Below are 15,763 nucleotides of genomic sequence, written 5' to 3' on the forward strand. Positions count from 1 at the left end.
ACCAGTGACACCGAACGCGCAGCGGCCTACCAGCACTGGCTGCACCACTACAATCACCACCGACCCCACACCGGGATCGGCGGCCTCGTCCCCTCAGCCCGCGTTCACAACCTCACGGGGAAGTACACCTAGGGCCACGCCGATGCACGACGATGTGCGGACCCTGATCAGCGGCGACTGGTATCTGGACACCCCGAACTCCGGCGCCTGCGCGACGACTGCGCCGCGGCCGTCGACCGGTTCAACGCGCTGCCGGCCGTCGACCACGACGGGCGCCGCGCGATCCTGCGCGCGCTGTTCGCGTCGTGTGGGGACGACTGCGAGGTGGTACCGCGGCTGCGTGTCTCCTACGGGTTCAACACCCGCCTGGGCCGCGGCGTCTACCTCAATGCGAACGCGTTCCTCATGGACGACGGCCCCATCACCCTCGGCGACCACGTCCGGATCGGCCCGTCGGCCGTCCTCGCGACCGCGCTGCACCCGATCGAGGATCATCGGCTCCGCCGCGAGGGCTACGAGCGCACCGCGCCGATCACGATCGGCGACAACTGCTGGCTGGGCTCCAGCGTGACGGTGGGGGCCGGTGTCACGATCGGCCGCAACACCGTGGTCGGGGCGGGCAGCGTGGTGGTGCGCGACCTGCCCGATCACGTCGTCGCGGTGGGATCCCCCGCCGTGCCCATCAGGACGCTTCCCGCCGAGAGCTGATCGCCCGGTGCGTGCGCGGATGGATCGGCGTCGTCGGCCTACGCCTGACCGGGTTTCAGGGCGATGAACAGAGAGTCGAGTTCGGCGCAGAGGCGGTCGCCGTCGTGCAGGGTGCCCTTGACGAAGAGTTTGCGGCCGTCCCGTTCGGCGACCCACGTCTTCAGGGTCAGCGGGGTCAGCAGCGGCGTGAGCGAGCGGTAGTTCACCGTCAGATACGCGGTGCGGCAGAGCCCGAGCACGTGCAGGGCGCCCGCCATGCCACCGAGGTCGTCGAAGGCGATGGCGACCTGACCGCCGTGCGCGACGTTGTTGCCGCCCAGGTGATACGGCCGGAAGGTGATCGTGGCGGTGACGCCGTGGGCGCCGCCGTCGATCACCTCGTACGGCGGCAGGGTGATGTTGCCGCGCGCGGGCAGGTCGATGCGGGTGCCCGAGGGGCTGGTCCACTCGTCGACGAGCATGGTGTCGAGTTTGGCGTTGAAGCCCTTGAGATCGTCGATGATCTCGTCGGCCAGCTCGGGGGTCGGGCAGGCGTAGCGGACCTTGTCCATGAAGGTGCGCACCTGCTCGATCAGTTCCCCGTACCGGGGGCCGCCCCGCTCGGTCGTGATGTCGATCTTCGCGCGGAAACCACCGGCGTGCGGCGATTCCTCCTCGGACTGCGCGGCATGCCAGTTGTCGTCGCCGGGTGCACCCTTCATCGAAACAACGTAACCCGGCTGCGACCGAGCGCACACTCGGGGGGCTTCGACAAGCTCAGCCGGCGGGAGGACGCTCAGCCGGCAGGAGGACGCTCGGCCGGCGGGAGGACGCTCGGCCGCCGGAGGACGCCCGGCCGACGGGGAGGTCGCTCGGCCGACGGGAGGTCGCGGGCCCGCTCTCGGATCCGTAATAGGCTCGGGCTCATGACTTCGCCGTTCGATCCGCAGCAGTGGAAGACCGTCCCCGGCTTCGCCGACCTCACCGACCTCACCTATCACCGGCACACCGGGGAGGGCCGGGCGAACGGGATCGTCCGGATCGCCTTCGACCGGCCCGAGGTCCGCAACGCGTTCCGGCCGCACACGGTCGACGAGCTGTACCGCACCCTCGATCACGCACGACGCTCCCCCGACATCGGCACCGTGCTGCTGACCGGCAACGGCCCCAGCCCGAAGGACGGTGGCTGGGCCTTCTGCAGCGGCGGTGACCAGCGCATCCGCGGGCGCAGCGGCTACCAGTACGCCACCGCGCACGACAGCGATGTCGAGGCCGCGACCGTCGACTCGGTGGACGAGGCCCGCGCGAAGGCCGAGGGCGGGCGGCTGCACATCCTGGAGGTGCAGCGCCTGATCCGCACCATGCCCAAGGTGGTGATCGCCGTGGTCAACGGCTGGGCGGCCGGCGGCGGTCATTCGCTGCACGTGGTGTGCGACCTGACCCTCGCCTCCCGCGAACACGCCCGGTTCAAGCAGACCGACGCCGACGTCGGCAGCTTCGACGCCGGGTATGGCAGCGCCTACCTGGCCAAGCAGGTCGGCCAGAAGTTCGCGCGCGAGATCTTCTTCCTCGGCGAGGACTACGACGCCGAGACCATGCATGCGATGGGCGCGGTGAACCGCGTCGCCGACCACGCCGAGCTGGAGAACACCGCGATCGACTGGGCGCGGAAGATCAACGGCAAGTCGCCGACCGCGCAGCGCATGCTCAAGTTCGCGTTCAATCTCACCGACGACGGCCTGATGGGCCAGCAGGTGTTCGCGGGCGAGGCCACCCGCCTGGCGTACATGACCGACGAGGCCGTCGAGGGCCGCGACGCCTTCCTGGAGAAGCGTCCGCCGAACTGGGACGACTATCCGTACTTCTACTGAGAGGAACGTCCGTGCGCCTGCGCGACAATCCCACCGTCGAGGTGACCCGCAGACTCCCCTGCCCTCCCGAGCGGGCCTGGGAGCTGGTGACCGACATCGAACTCCCGGTCCGCGCCGCCGGCGAGTTGCAGGAAGTGCAGTGGCTCGACGGCGCGTCGTCCGTCGCGGTCGGCGCCCGGTTCGGGGGCCGCAACGCCAACGACGACCTCGGCGAGTGGCACACCGTCTCGACGGTCACCGAGGTGGATCCCGGCCGCCGCTGGGTGTGGTCGGTCGGCCCGGAGGCGGCCGAGCCGTGGGCCTACTGGGGTTTCGAGGTCGAACCCGCTCGCGACGGCAGTCTGGTCCGGCAGTGGGCCAAGATCGGCGACGGCGAGTCGCCGCTCGCCGGATTCGTCGCACGGATGCCGGAGAAGGAGGGCCGGATCGTCGAGCAGCGGCTCGGCGTCTGGCGGCACGGCATGGAGTCCAACCTCGATCACCTCGCGGCGCTGTTCGACTGACCGCCGCACCGAAGCCAGGCCGCCCCGCCGGGTGGCGGGGGCGGCCTGGCACCGGCGATCAGGCGGCGACGGCCGTTGGCGGACCGGCCGGCGCGTGCTCGTAGGCGTCGTCGTCGAACTCCGCCTCCAGCCTCTGGTCGAGCCAGTCGATAGCATCGACCTCGGCCGGCAGCGACGTGAGCACGACTTCCTCAGGCACGACGATCACCTCCTCACTCGGCTCCGGCCGCCGCGCTGATCTCACGCGGCGCATCGACGTGGTCGACGGCGATCTTGCGGGGCTTGGCGACCTCGGCGAGCGGGATCGTCACGGTGAGCACACCGTTGGTGTACTGCGCGCTGATCTTCGCTGGGTCGACCCCCTCTCCAAGGGACAGCTGCCGCCGGTAGACGCCGGAGAACCGCTCGGTCGCGAGCCACTGGGCGTGCTCGGACTCGGTCATCCGGGCGGTGCGGCGGGCCGAGATGGTGAGCACGCCGTTGTCCACGCTCACGCCGATCGAGCCGGGATCGGCGCCGGGCAGATCGGCCGTCAGCAGATAGTGGTCATCGACCTTGCAGAGATCCATCGGCATGAACCGCGGCGCCGACGCCGCGGTTCCGCGGTCACTGCTCTGCAGGTACCGGCTGAGCGCATCAAGTTCCGTGAACGGATCGAATCGAAGCACAGTAGACACCTCCTCGAACTGCGAGCTGCCTGACTACTGCTTGCCAGGCAGCCATCTGATCTGTGCAACAACTATTTTAACCGATTCGGCACGCCCCGCGCCAGTACCAATCCGCCGAAAATTATCCCGCCAGTTCCGCGAGCACCCGCATGGTCTCGACCCGCTCGGCGTGCGTCGGGGCGGCCGGGGAGGCCAGCAGCACCCCGACGCCGGCGCCGCGGAAGGCCTCAACGCGTTCGGCGACCACGCTCTTCGGCCCGATCAGGCTCATCGCGCGCACCAGATCGTCGGGCACCGCCGCGGCGGCCTCGTCCTTGCGCCCGTCGAGATAGAGGTCCTGGATGAGCCGGGCCTCGTCGACGTATCCGTAGCGCTGCACCAGCGCGTTGTAGAAGTTCTTGCCCCGGGCGCCCATGCCGCCGATGTACAGCGCGGCATGGTGCCGGACGGCCGCCAGCGCGCGGTCGATCTGCTCGGAGTCCTCGGAGATCAGCGCCGAGGCCTGCACGACGATCCGCAGCGGCCCGAGCTCCGGATCGCGCTTGGCGGCACCGGCCGCGAGCGCGGGACCGAAGGCGGCCTCGACGTAGTCGGGATGGAACAGGAACGGCTGGAACTCCTCGAACAGCTCCGCGGCCAGCTCGACGTTCTTGGGGCCGATCGCGGCGAGCAGCATCGGGATGCGTTCGCGCACCGGGTGGTTGATGATCTTCAGCGCCTTGCCGAGGCCGCTGCCGCCGTGCTCCGGGGTGAGCGGCAGGTGGTAGTCCCGGCCGTCGTACTCGAGCCGCTCGCGCCGCCAGACCTTCCGGCAGATCTCGGCGGTCTCGCGGGCCCGGCCGAGCGGATGGTCGTACTTGACACCGTGGAAGCCCTCGATCACCTGCGGGCCGGAGGCGCCGATCCCGAGGATCGCGCGGCCCCCGGAGATGTAGTCCAGGCCGGCCGCCGTCATGGCGAGATTGGTGGGCGTGCGCGAGAAGAGCGGCAGAATGCCGGACTGCAACTCCATCGAGTCGGTGCGGGCGGCGATGTAGCCGAGCTGCGAGACCGCGTCGAAGCTGTACGCCTCGGGGACGGTGACCCGCCGTACGCCGACGGACTCGAAGTCCCGAAGGTGGTCGATGGTCTCGCGGAAGTCACCCGCGTAGTTGATGGGCATCCCGAGTGTCATCGTCATGGCCCGCATTCTGCCACCCGCGGCGAGTTACCCGAGGGAGCGGTCGCCACTCCCGGAAACCACCCCTGCGCCACCGATAGTTCACCGTCCGTTAATTGCCCGTCCGGAGCCGTTCACCCACGATCGGAAAACCTTGTCGACCGGCAGGTAAACACTTCGTGAACCACCCTGAATCCTCAGGAAACCCCCAGGTCAAGACCTTAGTCCCGGGTTAGCCGAAAATTGACGCATCCGACCCACGAAGCCTCATAGTTGTCGATATGAGCGCAGAAACTCTGATCCTCGTGCTGCTGATCGTGACAGCACTCGGATTCGACTTCACCAACGGTTTTCACGACACCGGCAATGCCATGGCGACGTCGATCGCCACCGGCGCCCTCAAGCCCAAGGTCGCGGTCACCATCGCGGCGATCCTCAACCTGGTCGGCGCATTCCTCTCCGTCGAGGTGGCCACCACGGTCACCAAGGGCGTGCTGAACCTCCCCTCCAATCCGTCCGAACTCAGCAGCCAGGTCGGCGGTCCGCAGATCGCCCTCACCATCATCTCCGCGGGCCTGGTCGGCGCCATCATCTGGAACATCCTGACCTGGCTCCTCGGTCTCCCGTCGAGTTCGTCGCACGCTCTGTTCGGCGGCCTCATCGGCTCGGGCCTCGCCGCCAGCGTCAGCATCAACTGGAACGGCATCGTCGGCAAGGTGATCGTCCCGGCGATCCTCGCCCCGGTCATCGCCTGCATCGTCGCCTCGGTCGGCACCATGGCGATCTACGCGATCACCAAGAAGATCTCCGAGAGCCGCAAGGAAGCGAACTTCCGCCACGGCCAGATCGCGACGGCCTCGCTCGTCTCGCTCGCCCACGGCACCGGTGACGCGCAGAAGACGATGGGCGTGATCGCCCTCGGCCTCATCGTGACCGGCCACCTCGATCCCGACATCGCCGACAAGGGCCTGCCGCTCTGGGTCATCGGCAGCTGCGCCGCCGCCATCGCGCTCGGTACCTACCTCGGCGGCTGGCGCATCATCCGCACCCTGGGCAAGGGCCTGGTCGAGATCAGCGCCCCGCAGGGTATGGCCGCCGAGGCGTCGTCGGCCGCGATCATCCTGACCTCGTCGGCCGCCGGCATGGCGCTCTCGACCACCCACGTCGCCACCGGCTCGATCCTCGGCAGCGGCCTGGGCCGCAAGGGCGCGGAGGTCCGCTGGGGCGTCGCCGGCCGCATGGCCCTCGCCTGGCTCACCACGCTCCCGGCCGCCGCGGTGGTCGGTGCGGTCTCGTTCTGGATCGCCCACTCGATCGGCGGCGCCGCGGGTGCCATCACGATCTTCGTCATCCTCGCCGCGCTCTCCGGCTGGATGTGGTGGCGCGCCCAGCAGCAGAAGGTCGACTCCAGCAACGTCAACGCCGAATGGGACGACACCACCAACTCGCCGGTCCCGGCCGCGATCGAGACCGACGTGGTCGACATCGAGCCCAAGCAGCAGGCCTGACCCGGAACCGAAAGGCAGAGAAGAACAATGTTTGGAATCGATTTCGCCGCCATCGGCCAGGCGATCGCCCAGGTCCTGGCCGTGGGTCTGGTGCTCGGCGCCGGCCTACCCGCCCTGTTCGCCGTCGGCATGCGCTGCGTCGCCGCGGGTGAGGGCGGCGAGGATGCCACCGGCGCCCTCACCGCGCCGAACCCCGCGCTGAAGTACCTCGGGTACCTGCTCTACATCATCGTCGCCGCGGTGATCCTGCTCGGGATCCTCTGGATCACCCGGCAGACCATCTACCACCACTTCGACGTGAAGATCTTCCCCGCCGGCGCGTACAAGTAATCCATCCCGACACGGAAGGCCATCTGACCCCATGGCTTCGAACGTCTTCGAGAACGTCATCAACTGGCTCCGCAGCGGCTACCCCGAGGGTATCCCGCCCAAGGACTACCCGCCGCTGTTCGCCCTCCTCACGCCGATCCTCGACGAGAGCGAACTGACCGACGTGGTGCTCGCGCTCGCGCTGTCGCGCGACCCGGAGTCCCCGACCACCCGCGACGACGTCGCCGCGGCGATCGCCGCGGTGACCGACTCGCACCCGTCCCAGGACGAAGTCAATCAGGTCGCGGCACGTCTCGCCGCGGCCGGCTGGCCGCTCGACATGCGCGTCGGACAGCCCGGCTGATCACATGCCGGAGATCTCCAGCAAGCTCTCGTCGGTGGTCGCCTGGCTGCGCAAGGGCTATCCGAACGGGGTGCCGGAGCACGACTACGTCCCGCTGTTCGCCCTGCTTCGCCGCCAGCTGACCGTCGACGAGATCAGCGACGTGGCCGCGCGGCTCAGCGTGGACGCGTCGTCCGACGACACGATCGACCGGATCGACACCGGGGTCGCGATCTCCCGGATCACCGACGAGGTGCCTCGGGACGAGGACATCGCCCGGGTGCGGACTACGCTGGAAACCGCGGGCTGGCCGTTCGACGACGCGCCGCTCGCCCAGCCACTCCACCCCGGCGCCGCCTCCGACGCCCCGGACCCGAAGGACGAGCCCTGACCCGCACTCTGCAGGTTCTGCCGCTGTCACCGACTCCCGCCGTGCTCGACGTACGGCGGGAGTTGTCGTCTCTGCTGGACGGCACCGCGGCCTACCTCCCGGTACCCGCCGGCGACGACCGCACCGCCCGCATGCTCGCCGATACGCTCGGCGCGCGGCAGCAGATCGACGGCGACGCCGCGCTCGTCGTCTCCACCTCCGGTTCCACCGGCACCCCGAAGGGCGCCGTGCACACGGCCGCCTCGCTGCACGCCTCCGCCGACGGCACCGCCGCCGCGCTCGGCGGGCCCGGATCGTGGCTGCTGGCGCTGCCGCCGCACCACATCGCCGGGCTGCAGGTGCTCCTGCGTTCCCTCGCCGCCGGGTACGATCCCGTGGTGCTCGACCTCAGCGGCGGCTTCGATCCCGCCGTCCTGCCCGCCGCGATCGACGCGATGACCGGTCCCCGCCGATACACCTCCCTGGTCCCGTTGCAGCTCGGCAAGGCCCTGGGCGACCCGGAGGCCACCCGTGCGCTGGCCGGCCTCGACGCCATCCTGATCGGCGGGGCGGCCACGCCCGCACCGCTCCGGAACGCCGCCGTGGCGGCCGGTCTGCCCATCGTGCGGACGTACGGGATGAGCGAGACGGCGGGCGGCTGCGTGTACGACGGCGTGCCGTTGCCGGGCGCCCTCATGCGCATCGCCGAGCCGGCCCCGGACGGGACCGGCCGTGTCGAACTGGGCGGCGCCACGCTCGCGCGGGGCTACCGCAACCTGCCCGGGCACCCGGCCTTCGCCGAAGCCGGGTGGTTCCGCACCGACGACCTCGGCACCATCGACGACGGCGTGCTGTCCATCGTCGGCCGCGCCGACGAGGCGATCTCCACCGGCGGCCTCACCGTGGTGCCGCAGGTGGTGGAGGCGGTGATCGACGCGCTCCCCGGCGTCGCGCACTGCGCGGTGTTCGGCGTGCCCGACGAGCGACTCGGCGAGGCCATCGCGGTGGCCGTCGTACCCGACGGCACGGCGCCGTCGGCCGACAAGATGCGGCACGCCGTCGCAGCCCGGCTGGATCGGTACGCGGCGCCGCGGCACGTCGTCGTCGTCGACGAACTCCCCGTGCGCGGTCCGGGAAAGGTCGATCGGCGAGCTCTCCGGCAACGCTTTTGTGCCAGAAAAGGGTGAATTCCGGGTCCACCCGATCAGGTCGTGCCACGAGCCCCGAACAGGGACGTTCGCCCTGTTAGATTGACCTCATGGCATCTGAATTCCCCCGCATCCTCGCGGCCAGCGCCCGTATGCCGTTCGCCGTCGACGAGATCCACAAGCTCGGTGAGGAGAAGGGACACTTCCTCATCGCGACGGACACCTTCCGTGAGTCGCCCGGCATGCACTCGAAGGGCGTGAGCGAGGCGATCATCACCGCACCGCCCACCCAGGAGCCGGAGGCGTTCGTCGACGACGTCGCGCGGATCATCGACCAGCACCGCATCGACTGGGTGCTGCCGATGTTCGAGGAGGTCTTCTACCTCGCCGCCAACCGGGAGAAGCTGGAAGCGGGCCGCCCCGACGTCAACTTCTTCTTCCCTCAGCTCGACGCGCTGCTCGAGGTGAACGACAAGTCGCGTTTCGCCGAGCTGTGCAAGCGCCTCGACCTGCACGTCGCCGAGACCATCGTGTGCAGCAGCCCCGAGGAGTTCGTGGCGGCGACCCAGCGCTGGGAGCACTGGTTCGCGCGCGCCACCTTCGGCCGCGGCGGCCTGGACATCATCACCAACTACGGCCCGCTGGCCGGCGAGACCGCCGTCGAGGACATCAAGCCCACCGCGGACGACCCGTGGCTGGTGCAGGAGTTCCTGGTCGGCGAGGACCGGTGCAGCTGGAGCGTCGTGCACGAGGGTGAAGTGGTGCTGCATTCGTGCTACCGCCATCCGCTCGCGATCGACGACCGCGGCGGCATCGTGTTCGAGTCCGTCGACTCCCCGGAGTCGCTGGAAGCGGTGCAGAAGATCGCCAAGGAACTGAACTGGACCGGCCAGATCAGCATGGACTACCTGGCGACCGCGGACGGCACCCACTACATGGTCGAATGCAACCCGCGGCCCACCGCCGGCTGCACCGTCGCCACCGCCGACGAGTTCAACACCGCGCTGTTCGACCCGAATGGACTGGTCGTGGTCCCCGGTGGCCGCAAGAAGATGATCAAGGCCGCGGTGCTGCGCGATGCGATCCTGCACCCGAGCCGCGCGAAGGCCGACTTCGCCGCGGCCAAGGGCGCCAAGGGCGTGTACGACCAGCGCAAGGACCACATGCCGCTGATCTACTCGGCGCTGAGCCTGCGCCACGTCCTCGCCTACCGCAAGGCCGCCGGCGCCGAACGCAGCAAAGAGCAGCTGGTCGCGGCGCAGTTCTTCGACATCCTGTACGACGGCTCGCCCCTGACCTAGGTGTACTTCCCCGACACGGTTGGTCGCTGCGGCGGGCCGCGCAACGGTTCCAGGTCGCCCCGGCCACGGCTAAGCGGTGGGCCGACCGGTACCGCGCAAGCCAGGAGCTGACCGACCGTAGTTCCCGGCCCAGGACCTCTCCGGCGCGTCTGGACCTGCGAACCGAGCGGAGGATCATCGGCCTGCGGTTCACCCGCCGCTGGGGACCACACCGCATCGCCTACCACCTGCGGCTTCCGCGTTCGACCGTGGGCAGAGTCCTGACTCGATACCGGATGCCGCCGCTGGCGCACCTGGACCAGGCGACGGGGCTACCGGTGCGCCGGCCCACGCCCAAGAGGTACGACGTCGACCGTCCCGGCCGTCTGGTCCATGTCGATATCAAGAAACTCGGCCAGATCCCGGACGGCGGCGGGTGGCGCGCCCATGGCCGCGGCTCGGCCCAGGACCTCAGAGCCGGGCGGTACCGCGACCAGGCCGCCCGCGGCGGGGCACCCGGGTCACGCGGCTACCGATACCTGCACCACGCCGTCGACGACCACTCGCGCGTGGCGTACTCGGAGATCCTCGACGACGAACGCAAGGAGACCGCGGCCGGGTTCTGGGAACGGGCCAACGCGTTCTTCGCCGGGATCGGAGTCACCGTGACCGCAGTGATGACCGACAACGGATCCTGTTACCGCTCACACGCCTTCGCCGCAGTCCTGGGCCCGAGCATCAAGCACAAGCGGACCAGGCCGTACCGGCCCCAGTCCAACGGGAAGGTCGAACGCTTCAACCGGACCCTGGCCGCCGAATGGGCCTACGCCCAGCAGTACGCCAACGAAGCTGAACGCGAAGCGGCATATACCGTGTGGCTGCATCACTACAATCATCACCGACCCCACACCGGCATCAGCGGCCTCGTCCCCTCAGCCCGCGTTCACAACCTCACGGGGAAGTACACCTAGCCCCCGCCGGTCGCGCGAGCACAAGACCACTCCGGCCCCCACCGTCCTGGACGGTGGGGGCCGGAGTCTGTGCACGTGGCCGCATTCCGTCCCACCAGTCGCATTCCGGTCCGGCACACGGTTTCCGTCCCACCCGTTGGTCTGGTGCGACGGGCGGAACGGAAACCGAGTGGGTGGACGGAATCCGTCTACTCGGAGAGGCCCGTGTCGGTCGAGGTGGTCGTCGTGCTGGACGCGTCCGGCACGCCACTGCTCGGTACTTCGAGCGGGGTCCGCGGTTCGGGCTGGGGTTCGGGCGCGGGCTGGGGTTCGGGCGCGGGCTGGGGTTCGGGCGCGGGCTGGGGTTCCGGACTCGGCGCCGGTGCCGCGGGCGGCTCGGCGCGGTGATGCCCCCGGTAGTGGTCGCCGGGGGTCTCCTGGTCGGCCATCCGGTCCTGCCGGTGTTTGCCGATGTACGACGACGCGTCGTCCGTGCCGTCGCCGGCCGCCTGAATCTCGGAGTCCGCCGCACCGGCCGACCGCAGCGACGCCGTCTGGGTCACCGGGGCGGCGGCGGTCGGGGCGGTGGCCTGCAGACCGCCGTTCCCGCCGTCGATCGAGATCTCGCCGTACGGTGTCTTGTCCTTGACGTCGGTCATCGGATAGAACGTCTCGGCGGCTTTGTCCCACTTCTCCAGGTCGGCCCGCGTGTACTCGATGCCGAGACCGTCATAGACCGTCGCCATCAGCAGCGCGAGCGGGTGGTATGTGTCGTAGACGGCATAGGCGGTCTTGCCGTCGGTGCTGTGCAGCATCTCCGGACCACCGGTCACCAGCACGACGCCGTTCTCGCCGGGGGTGCCGTCGAGGTGACCGTACGGGCCGTCGCCGGGCGAGTGGATCGTCAAAAAGCCAGCGGCGTCGACCAGCAGCGACGACACCGGGCGGTACCAGACCCACTGGAAGTCAGCGACCGGATCGCCCTGGACGATCACCGAGATCACCTGCACGTCACCGGTGTCCGCAGGATTGCGCGCGCCGTTGTCGTCGATGCCGATCGCACCGAGGACCGGCGACAGCCACAGATTGCCGAGAGGCAGAGCGGCGGCCCAGCCCTTGATACCCCACGGGCTGCGCGGGTCGGAGATCAGCAGGATCAGCGAATTGCCGCCGAGGGAGTCGTGCGCCTTCTCCGCCGCGTTGCCGACGGCCTCGGCGCCCTGCGAGTAGCCGGTGTAGACGACGATGCCGTCGTACCCCGCCAGCTTCCGCATGACGTCGACGTTCGCGTCCTCCGCGACCTTCCGGGAGTCCTGGTAGGTCGGCGCGAAGAACGGCAGCCCGAGGAAGGCGTCGGACTTGCCGCCGATGACGGGCCAGAACGACTCCGGGTACTGGACGTATCCGGCGGCGCGGCCGCCGACGATGCCGTCGATGCGCGGGTGCAGGCCGGTGTCGTCGGTGCCGGGAGTGACGATGACGATCGCCTCTCGCCCGCCGCTCTCGTCCAGCACCTGGCCGAGGAGACCGTTGCGCGGGGCCGCACTTCCCGTCTCCCAGGCGATGTTCGCGCTGCCGTTCAGCGCGGCCACCGGCGACGGGGTGGCGGCCGGCGCATACGGGGCGACTGCTCCCAGGCACAGCCCGCAGGCGACGGCGGAGGCGGCGAGACGGCGGCCCGGACTGTGCCGGGCGGGGTTCGGCCGAGAATTCACGACAGCTCTTTCAACACGAGAAGCTGCGAGTCCGGTCACAGGGCTGATGAGACGTCGCGCAGCTGACGCGTCGAGCAAACCACCGACGTCACCAGGGCCGTAAGACCCCGAATGGATGAATTACCGGATTCGTCTCATCGGATGACACAAGAAGTCGGGGCGCGAGGACGGACGACCGGACACGGTGAAAGGATTGTCGAGTGGCAACCGTGAGTCAGTGGATCGAAGGGGCCCGGCCCCGCACCCTTCCGAATGCGATCGCCCCCGTCGTCGTCGGCACCGGGGCGGCCGCCTATGTCGGCGAGGTGCAGTGGTGGAAGGCCGCGCTGGCCCTGGTGGTCGCGGTCGCGCTGATCCTCGGCGTCAACTTCGCCAACGACTACTCCGACGGCATCCGCGGCACCGACGACGACCGCGTCGGCCCCCTCCGCCTGGTCGGCTCCGGGGCGGCGAGCCCGCAAGCCGTCAAGACCGCCGCGTTCGTGTGCCTCGGCGTCGCCGCCGTGGCCGGTATCGCGGTCTCGGTGACCACCTCGTGGTGGCTGCTCGCGGTCGGCGCGCTCTGCATCCTGGGCGCGTGGTTCTACACCGGCGGCAGCCGCCCGTACGGCTACCTGGGCTTCGGCGAGATCGCGGTCTTCGTGTTCTTCGGCCTGGTCGCGGTGTGCGGCACGCAGTATGTGGTGGCCGGGAGCGTCGACGGCGTCGGCGTCCTCTGTGCCGTCGCGATCGGCTGTTTCTCCAGCGCCGTGCTGGTCGCGAACAATCTGCGCGACATCCCGACCGACACCGAATCGGGCAAGGTGACGCTCGCCGTGCGGCTGGGCGATCGCTGGACCCGGATCCTGTTCGTCGTGCTGCTTGTCGTGCCGTTCGCGGTGACCGTGGGGATCGGTGCCGCCGCGACCTGGTGGGCGCTGTTCGGGCTGCTCGCGCTGCCGCTCGCGGCGGTCGCGGTCCGGCCGATCGTGACCGGCGGACAGGGTCGTGCGCTGATCCCTTCCCTCGCCACCACCGGTCTTGCGATGCTGGTATGGGCGATCGCGACGGGAGTCGCCGTCGGCCTGGCCTGATCCGCGAGCCGACCCGGGAGGTACCACGATGACCGGAAACACCAAGCGCGTCGATCCGGGCGCGATCAGACATCCGGTGTGGACCGCGATCGGGGTGCTGATCGTGGTCGCGGCGATCGCCGCGGGTATCGCGCTGTGGGTGATCGGCTCGCGCGACAAGGTGCAGATCACGTCGACCACGTTCAGCACGCAGGTCTGGCCCGTCGCCGAGGGCGCGACCTCCACACCGCTCGACGTGGCCGTCCGCAATCACGGCGACGACCTGCGCACCACGTCGATCGACACGGCGGTTCTGGAGGCGTACAGCCTCGCGCCGTGCTTCGACTCGACGGCGCTCGACGCCCGCACGGCCGAACCCGCGGAGACGATCGACGGTGACTACACGATCAAGCTGTCCGCGGTCACCGACGCGTCCCCCGCCATGGCCGCACAGACCGTCACCACGCCGTTCGACCACGCGGTGCCCGGCGGCGGCGGGTCGACGTTCACCTTCTCCGTCGGCCCGAGCAGCCAGCCCGCGAACCGCGTTCAGGCTTTCGTCTTCCGGCCGACGCTGAATCTGAACCGCGGGAATCTCGGTCTGCCGTCGGTCGCGCTCGCCACGACGCCGGAACTCGTGCGGGCGTACCTCGACGGGATCGCCGCGCTGAACCCGGACGCGCGGGCCGCCCAGGCGTCGTGCGCGCGGAGTCAGGTGAACCAGATCGACCGGTTGTTCGCGCTGAGCAGCCTGCGCAGCGCTCCACTGACCCAGCTGCACGACGCCTACGCCGCGCTCGCCGGCGGTTCCTGAGCGAAGTCGAAGGGCTGAGCCGATCACGGCCACCCGCCGACTGAGCCGACCGGGCCACCCGCCGGTTGAGCCGATCGAGCCCGATAGGGCGAGATCGAGTCGAAGCCAGGCCCCCGATCAAGGGAACCCGGCTTCGACTCGACGGGGATCACGCGGTGGCGGGAACCTCGGGGAGGCTCGCCAGCACCGCGTCGCGCAGGGCGTCGACCGTGGTGGCCGAGGTGATCAGCGCGGTCGACGCCGGATCGGCGACGTCGAGGATCCCGAGGAGCACGTACTCCGCGCGGATGGTGCGGTCACCGCGCTCGCGGGCCAGCTGCACCGCGCCCCGGAGAGCGTCACGGGTGGCGCCGCCGAAGCGGGGGCGCCCACCGCGGCCGCGCGGGCCGCGCCGTCCACGACCGCCCTCCCACGGGCCGTCCTCGTCCGGGCCGAACCCGAAGCCGGGTCCGGCGCCGATCGGGCCGCCCTCGAACCCGGGGCCGAAGCCGCCGGGCCCGAAGCCGCGGCCACGCCCGCCGGGACCGAAACCCCCGCGTCCGCGACCGTGCGCATGTCCCCGACCGCGCCCGCGTCCGCGTTCGTCGCCCTCGCGGCCGCGGCCCCGGCCGCGTCGTTCGCCCCAACTGTCGGAGAGATCCTCGCCGAAGCGGTCGCCCACCGCGGCGCGGACCTTGTCGAGATCGATGCCGATGCTGGCGAGCGCCTCGCGGTCGGCTTCGTAGCGGTCGGCCGCGGTGGCGGCCTCGGCGTCGTCGAGGTCCTCGGTGTGCTCGGCGTGGTACTCGCGCACCGCCTCGCGGGCGGCGTCCAGGGTCAGGCCCTGCTCGCCGAGCAGCGTGAACAGCGGACTGCGCGCGTTGCCGAGCATGCCGAGGATCAGGTGGTCGTTGCCCAGGCCCCGGTGTCCGAGGTCGCGGGCTTCCTGCGTCGCGAACATCATCACGACGCGGTCATCTGTGTTGAAACGGGCGTCAAACATGACTGCCGTCCTTTCCGGCCTCATCGGCCGAGTCGGTATCGCGGTGGTCGCGCGGAGCGGCCTCGCGATAGGAGTGCTTCTGATGCACGGCCTGCCGGCTGATCTGCAGGATGTCGGCGATCGCCTGCCAGCTCCACCCTTGGGAGCGGGCATTCGCGACTTGGACGTCCTCCAGTCGGTCGGCGAGAGTCCGCAGCGCCCGGACCGCGGCGAGGCCTACCGCCGGATCACCGCTCGCGGCGGCTCCGGCGACCTGGTCGCCCTCCGATACTCGGTGTTCGGGTGCTGCTGTCAACTTCTCGTCGTCGTGCATGGTGTCAGGTTATGTTGACGATCAACGAGTTGTCAAGATTTATTGACGAGGTCTCGACTTCGCTCGACCGGCATGGTGCTTCGCTCACCCG

At 69.9% G+C, this 15,763-nt stretch carries 19 protein-coding genes and 2 pseudogenes; 14 read left to right on the top strand and 7 right to left on the bottom strand.

Features of this window, described 5'->3' with window-relative positions:
* The 3 genes and pseudogenes from ACSEEN_RS10135 to ACSEEN_RS10145 form a co-directional block, all read left to right on the top strand.
* On the top strand, positions 1-132 hold a 132-nt coding region (locus tag ACSEEN_RS10135), incomplete at its 5' end, for an integrase core domain-containing protein (RefSeq protein ID WP_440713156.1).
* 75 nt (positions 133-207) lie between these two features.
* Positions 208-255 (top strand): annotated as a pseudogene (locus ACSEEN_RS10140) (hypothetical protein); the annotation flags it as partial.
* A 69-nt stretch (positions 256-324) separates the two neighbouring features.
* Positions 325-708 (top strand): DapH/DapD/GlmU-related protein, encoded by a 384-nt coding sequence (locus ACSEEN_RS10145; RefSeq protein ID WP_440713112.1) that lies wholly within the window; start codon positions 325-327, stop codon positions 706-708.
* A gap of 38 nt (positions 709-746) precedes the next feature.
* Here ACSEEN_RS10145 and ACSEEN_RS10150 read toward each other — a convergent pair whose 3' ends face one another.
* Positions 747-1,409, bottom strand: coding sequence for a PaaI family thioesterase (locus tag ACSEEN_RS10150; RefSeq protein WP_298444778.1), 663 nt, complete (start codon positions 1,407-1,409; stop codon positions 747-749).
* Positions 1,410-1,613: 204 nt separating this feature from the next.
* On the opposite strand from ACSEEN_RS10150, the gene ACSEEN_RS10155 reads away from it, so the two are divergent.
* Together ACSEEN_RS10155 and ACSEEN_RS10160 are read left to right on the top strand one after the other, a co-directional pair.
* On the top strand, positions 1,614-2,558 hold the full coding sequence (locus ACSEEN_RS10155) for a 1,4-dihydroxy-2-naphthoyl-CoA synthase (protein WP_247865100.1): 945 nt from the start codon (positions 1,614-1,616) through the stop codon (positions 2,556-2,558).
* 11 nt (positions 2,559-2,569) lie between these two features.
* Positions 2,570-3,061: an SRPBCC family protein gene (locus ACSEEN_RS10160; protein ID WP_247865101.1), complete on the top strand. Its 492-nt coding sequence runs from the start codon at positions 2,570-2,572 to the stop codon at positions 3,059-3,061.
* A gap of 58 nt (positions 3,062-3,119) precedes the next feature.
* Here the strand turns inward: ACSEEN_RS10160 and ACSEEN_RS10165 are convergent, their stop codons facing one another.
* From ACSEEN_RS10165 to ACSEEN_RS10175, 3 genes are all read right to left on the bottom strand, one after another.
* Positions 3,120-3,260 (bottom strand): hypothetical protein, encoded by a 141-nt coding sequence (locus ACSEEN_RS10165; protein WP_298444780.1) that lies wholly within the window; start codon positions 3,258-3,260, stop codon positions 3,120-3,122.
* Between the two features lie 13 nt (positions 3,261-3,273).
* Positions 3,274-3,729, bottom strand: coding sequence for an Hsp20/alpha crystallin family protein (locus ACSEEN_RS10170; protein ID WP_298444791.1), 456 nt, complete (start codon positions 3,727-3,729; stop codon positions 3,274-3,276).
* A gap of 121 nt (positions 3,730-3,850) precedes the next feature.
* Entirely contained in the window at positions 3,851-4,903 is a 1,053-nt protein-coding gene (locus ACSEEN_RS10175) for an LLM class F420-dependent oxidoreductase (RefSeq protein ID WP_371307624.1), read from the bottom strand.
* 266 nt (positions 4,904-5,169) lie between these two features.
* On the opposite strand from ACSEEN_RS10175, the gene ACSEEN_RS10180 reads away from it, so the two are divergent.
* The 7 genes and pseudogenes from ACSEEN_RS10180 to ACSEEN_RS10210 form a co-directional block, all read left to right on the top strand.
* Positions 5,170-6,396 carry an inorganic phosphate transporter gene (locus ACSEEN_RS10180; RefSeq protein ID WP_247865105.1) on the top strand — a complete coding sequence of 409 codons (1,227 nt, stop codon included), beginning with the start codon at positions 5,170-5,172 and terminating at the stop codon, positions 6,394-6,396.
* A 27-nt stretch (positions 6,397-6,423) separates the two neighbouring features.
* Complete coding sequence (locus tag ACSEEN_RS10185; RefSeq protein WP_247865106.1) at positions 6,424-6,726, top strand: hypothetical protein; 303 nt, start codon at positions 6,424-6,426, stop codon at positions 6,724-6,726.
* A gap of 31 nt (positions 6,727-6,757) precedes the next feature.
* Positions 6,758-7,069 (top strand): DUF3349 domain-containing protein, encoded by a 312-nt coding sequence (locus ACSEEN_RS10190; RefSeq protein WP_247865107.1) that lies wholly within the window; start codon positions 6,758-6,760, stop codon positions 7,067-7,069.
* A gap of 4 nt (positions 7,070-7,073) precedes the next feature.
* On the top strand, positions 7,074-7,439 hold the full coding sequence (locus ACSEEN_RS10195; protein WP_247865108.1) for a DUF3349 domain-containing protein: 366 nt from the start codon (positions 7,074-7,076) through the stop codon (positions 7,437-7,439).
* 41 nt (positions 7,440-7,480) lie between these two features.
* Positions 7,481-8,605 carry an o-succinylbenzoate--CoA ligase gene (gene menE, locus ACSEEN_RS10200; RefSeq protein ID WP_440713113.1) on the top strand — a complete coding sequence of 375 codons (1,125 nt, stop codon included), beginning with the start codon at positions 7,481-7,483 and terminating at the stop codon, positions 8,603-8,605.
* A gap of 71 nt (positions 8,606-8,676) precedes the next feature.
* Entirely contained in the window at positions 8,677-9,867 is a 1,191-nt protein-coding gene (locus ACSEEN_RS10205; RefSeq protein WP_298444786.1) for an ATP-grasp domain-containing protein, read from the top strand.
* Positions 9,868-9,884: 17 nt separating this feature from the next.
* A pseudogene (locus ACSEEN_RS10210) lies at positions 9,885-10,817 on the top strand (IS481 family transposase); the annotation flags it as partial.
* A 188-nt stretch (positions 10,818-11,005) separates the two neighbouring features.
* Here ACSEEN_RS10210 and ACSEEN_RS10215 read toward each other — a convergent pair.
* Positions 11,006-12,511, bottom strand: coding sequence for an alpha/beta hydrolase family protein (locus tag ACSEEN_RS10215; RefSeq protein WP_440713114.1), 1,506 nt, complete (start codon positions 12,509-12,511; stop codon positions 11,006-11,008).
* Between the two features lie 200 nt (positions 12,512-12,711).
* Between ACSEEN_RS10215 and ACSEEN_RS10220 the strand changes: the two genes are divergently transcribed.
* Positions 12,712-13,584, top strand: coding sequence for a 1,4-dihydroxy-2-naphthoate polyprenyltransferase (locus ACSEEN_RS10220; protein ID WP_440713115.1), 873 nt, complete (start codon positions 12,712-12,714; stop codon positions 13,582-13,584).
* A 28-nt stretch (positions 13,585-13,612) separates the two neighbouring features.
* The gene (locus ACSEEN_RS10225; protein WP_440713116.1) at positions 13,613-14,377 is read left to right on the top strand and encodes a hypothetical protein; all 765 of its coding nucleotides are present in this window, start codon (positions 13,613-13,615) and stop codon (positions 14,375-14,377) included.
* 148 nt (positions 14,378-14,525) lie between these two features.
* On the opposite strand, the gene ACSEEN_RS10230 is transcribed toward ACSEEN_RS10225, so the two are convergent.
* Positions 14,526-15,359, bottom strand: a complete 834-nt coding sequence (locus ACSEEN_RS10230) for a Clp protease N-terminal domain-containing protein (RefSeq protein ID WP_440713117.1) — start codon at positions 15,357-15,359, stop codon at positions 14,526-14,528.
* Positions 15,352-15,672, bottom strand: coding sequence for a helix-turn-helix domain-containing protein (locus ACSEEN_RS10235; protein ID WP_247865115.1), 321 nt, complete (start codon positions 15,670-15,672; stop codon positions 15,352-15,354). Before ACSEEN_RS10235 ends, ACSEEN_RS10230 begins: the two co-directional genes overlap by 8 nt.
* Between the last annotated feature and the right edge of the window lie 91 nt (positions 15,673-15,763).

Source organism: Gordonia marina (assembly GCF_052036135.1).
Lineage (GTDB): Bacteria > Actinomycetota > Actinomycetes > Mycobacteriales > Mycobacteriaceae > Gordonia.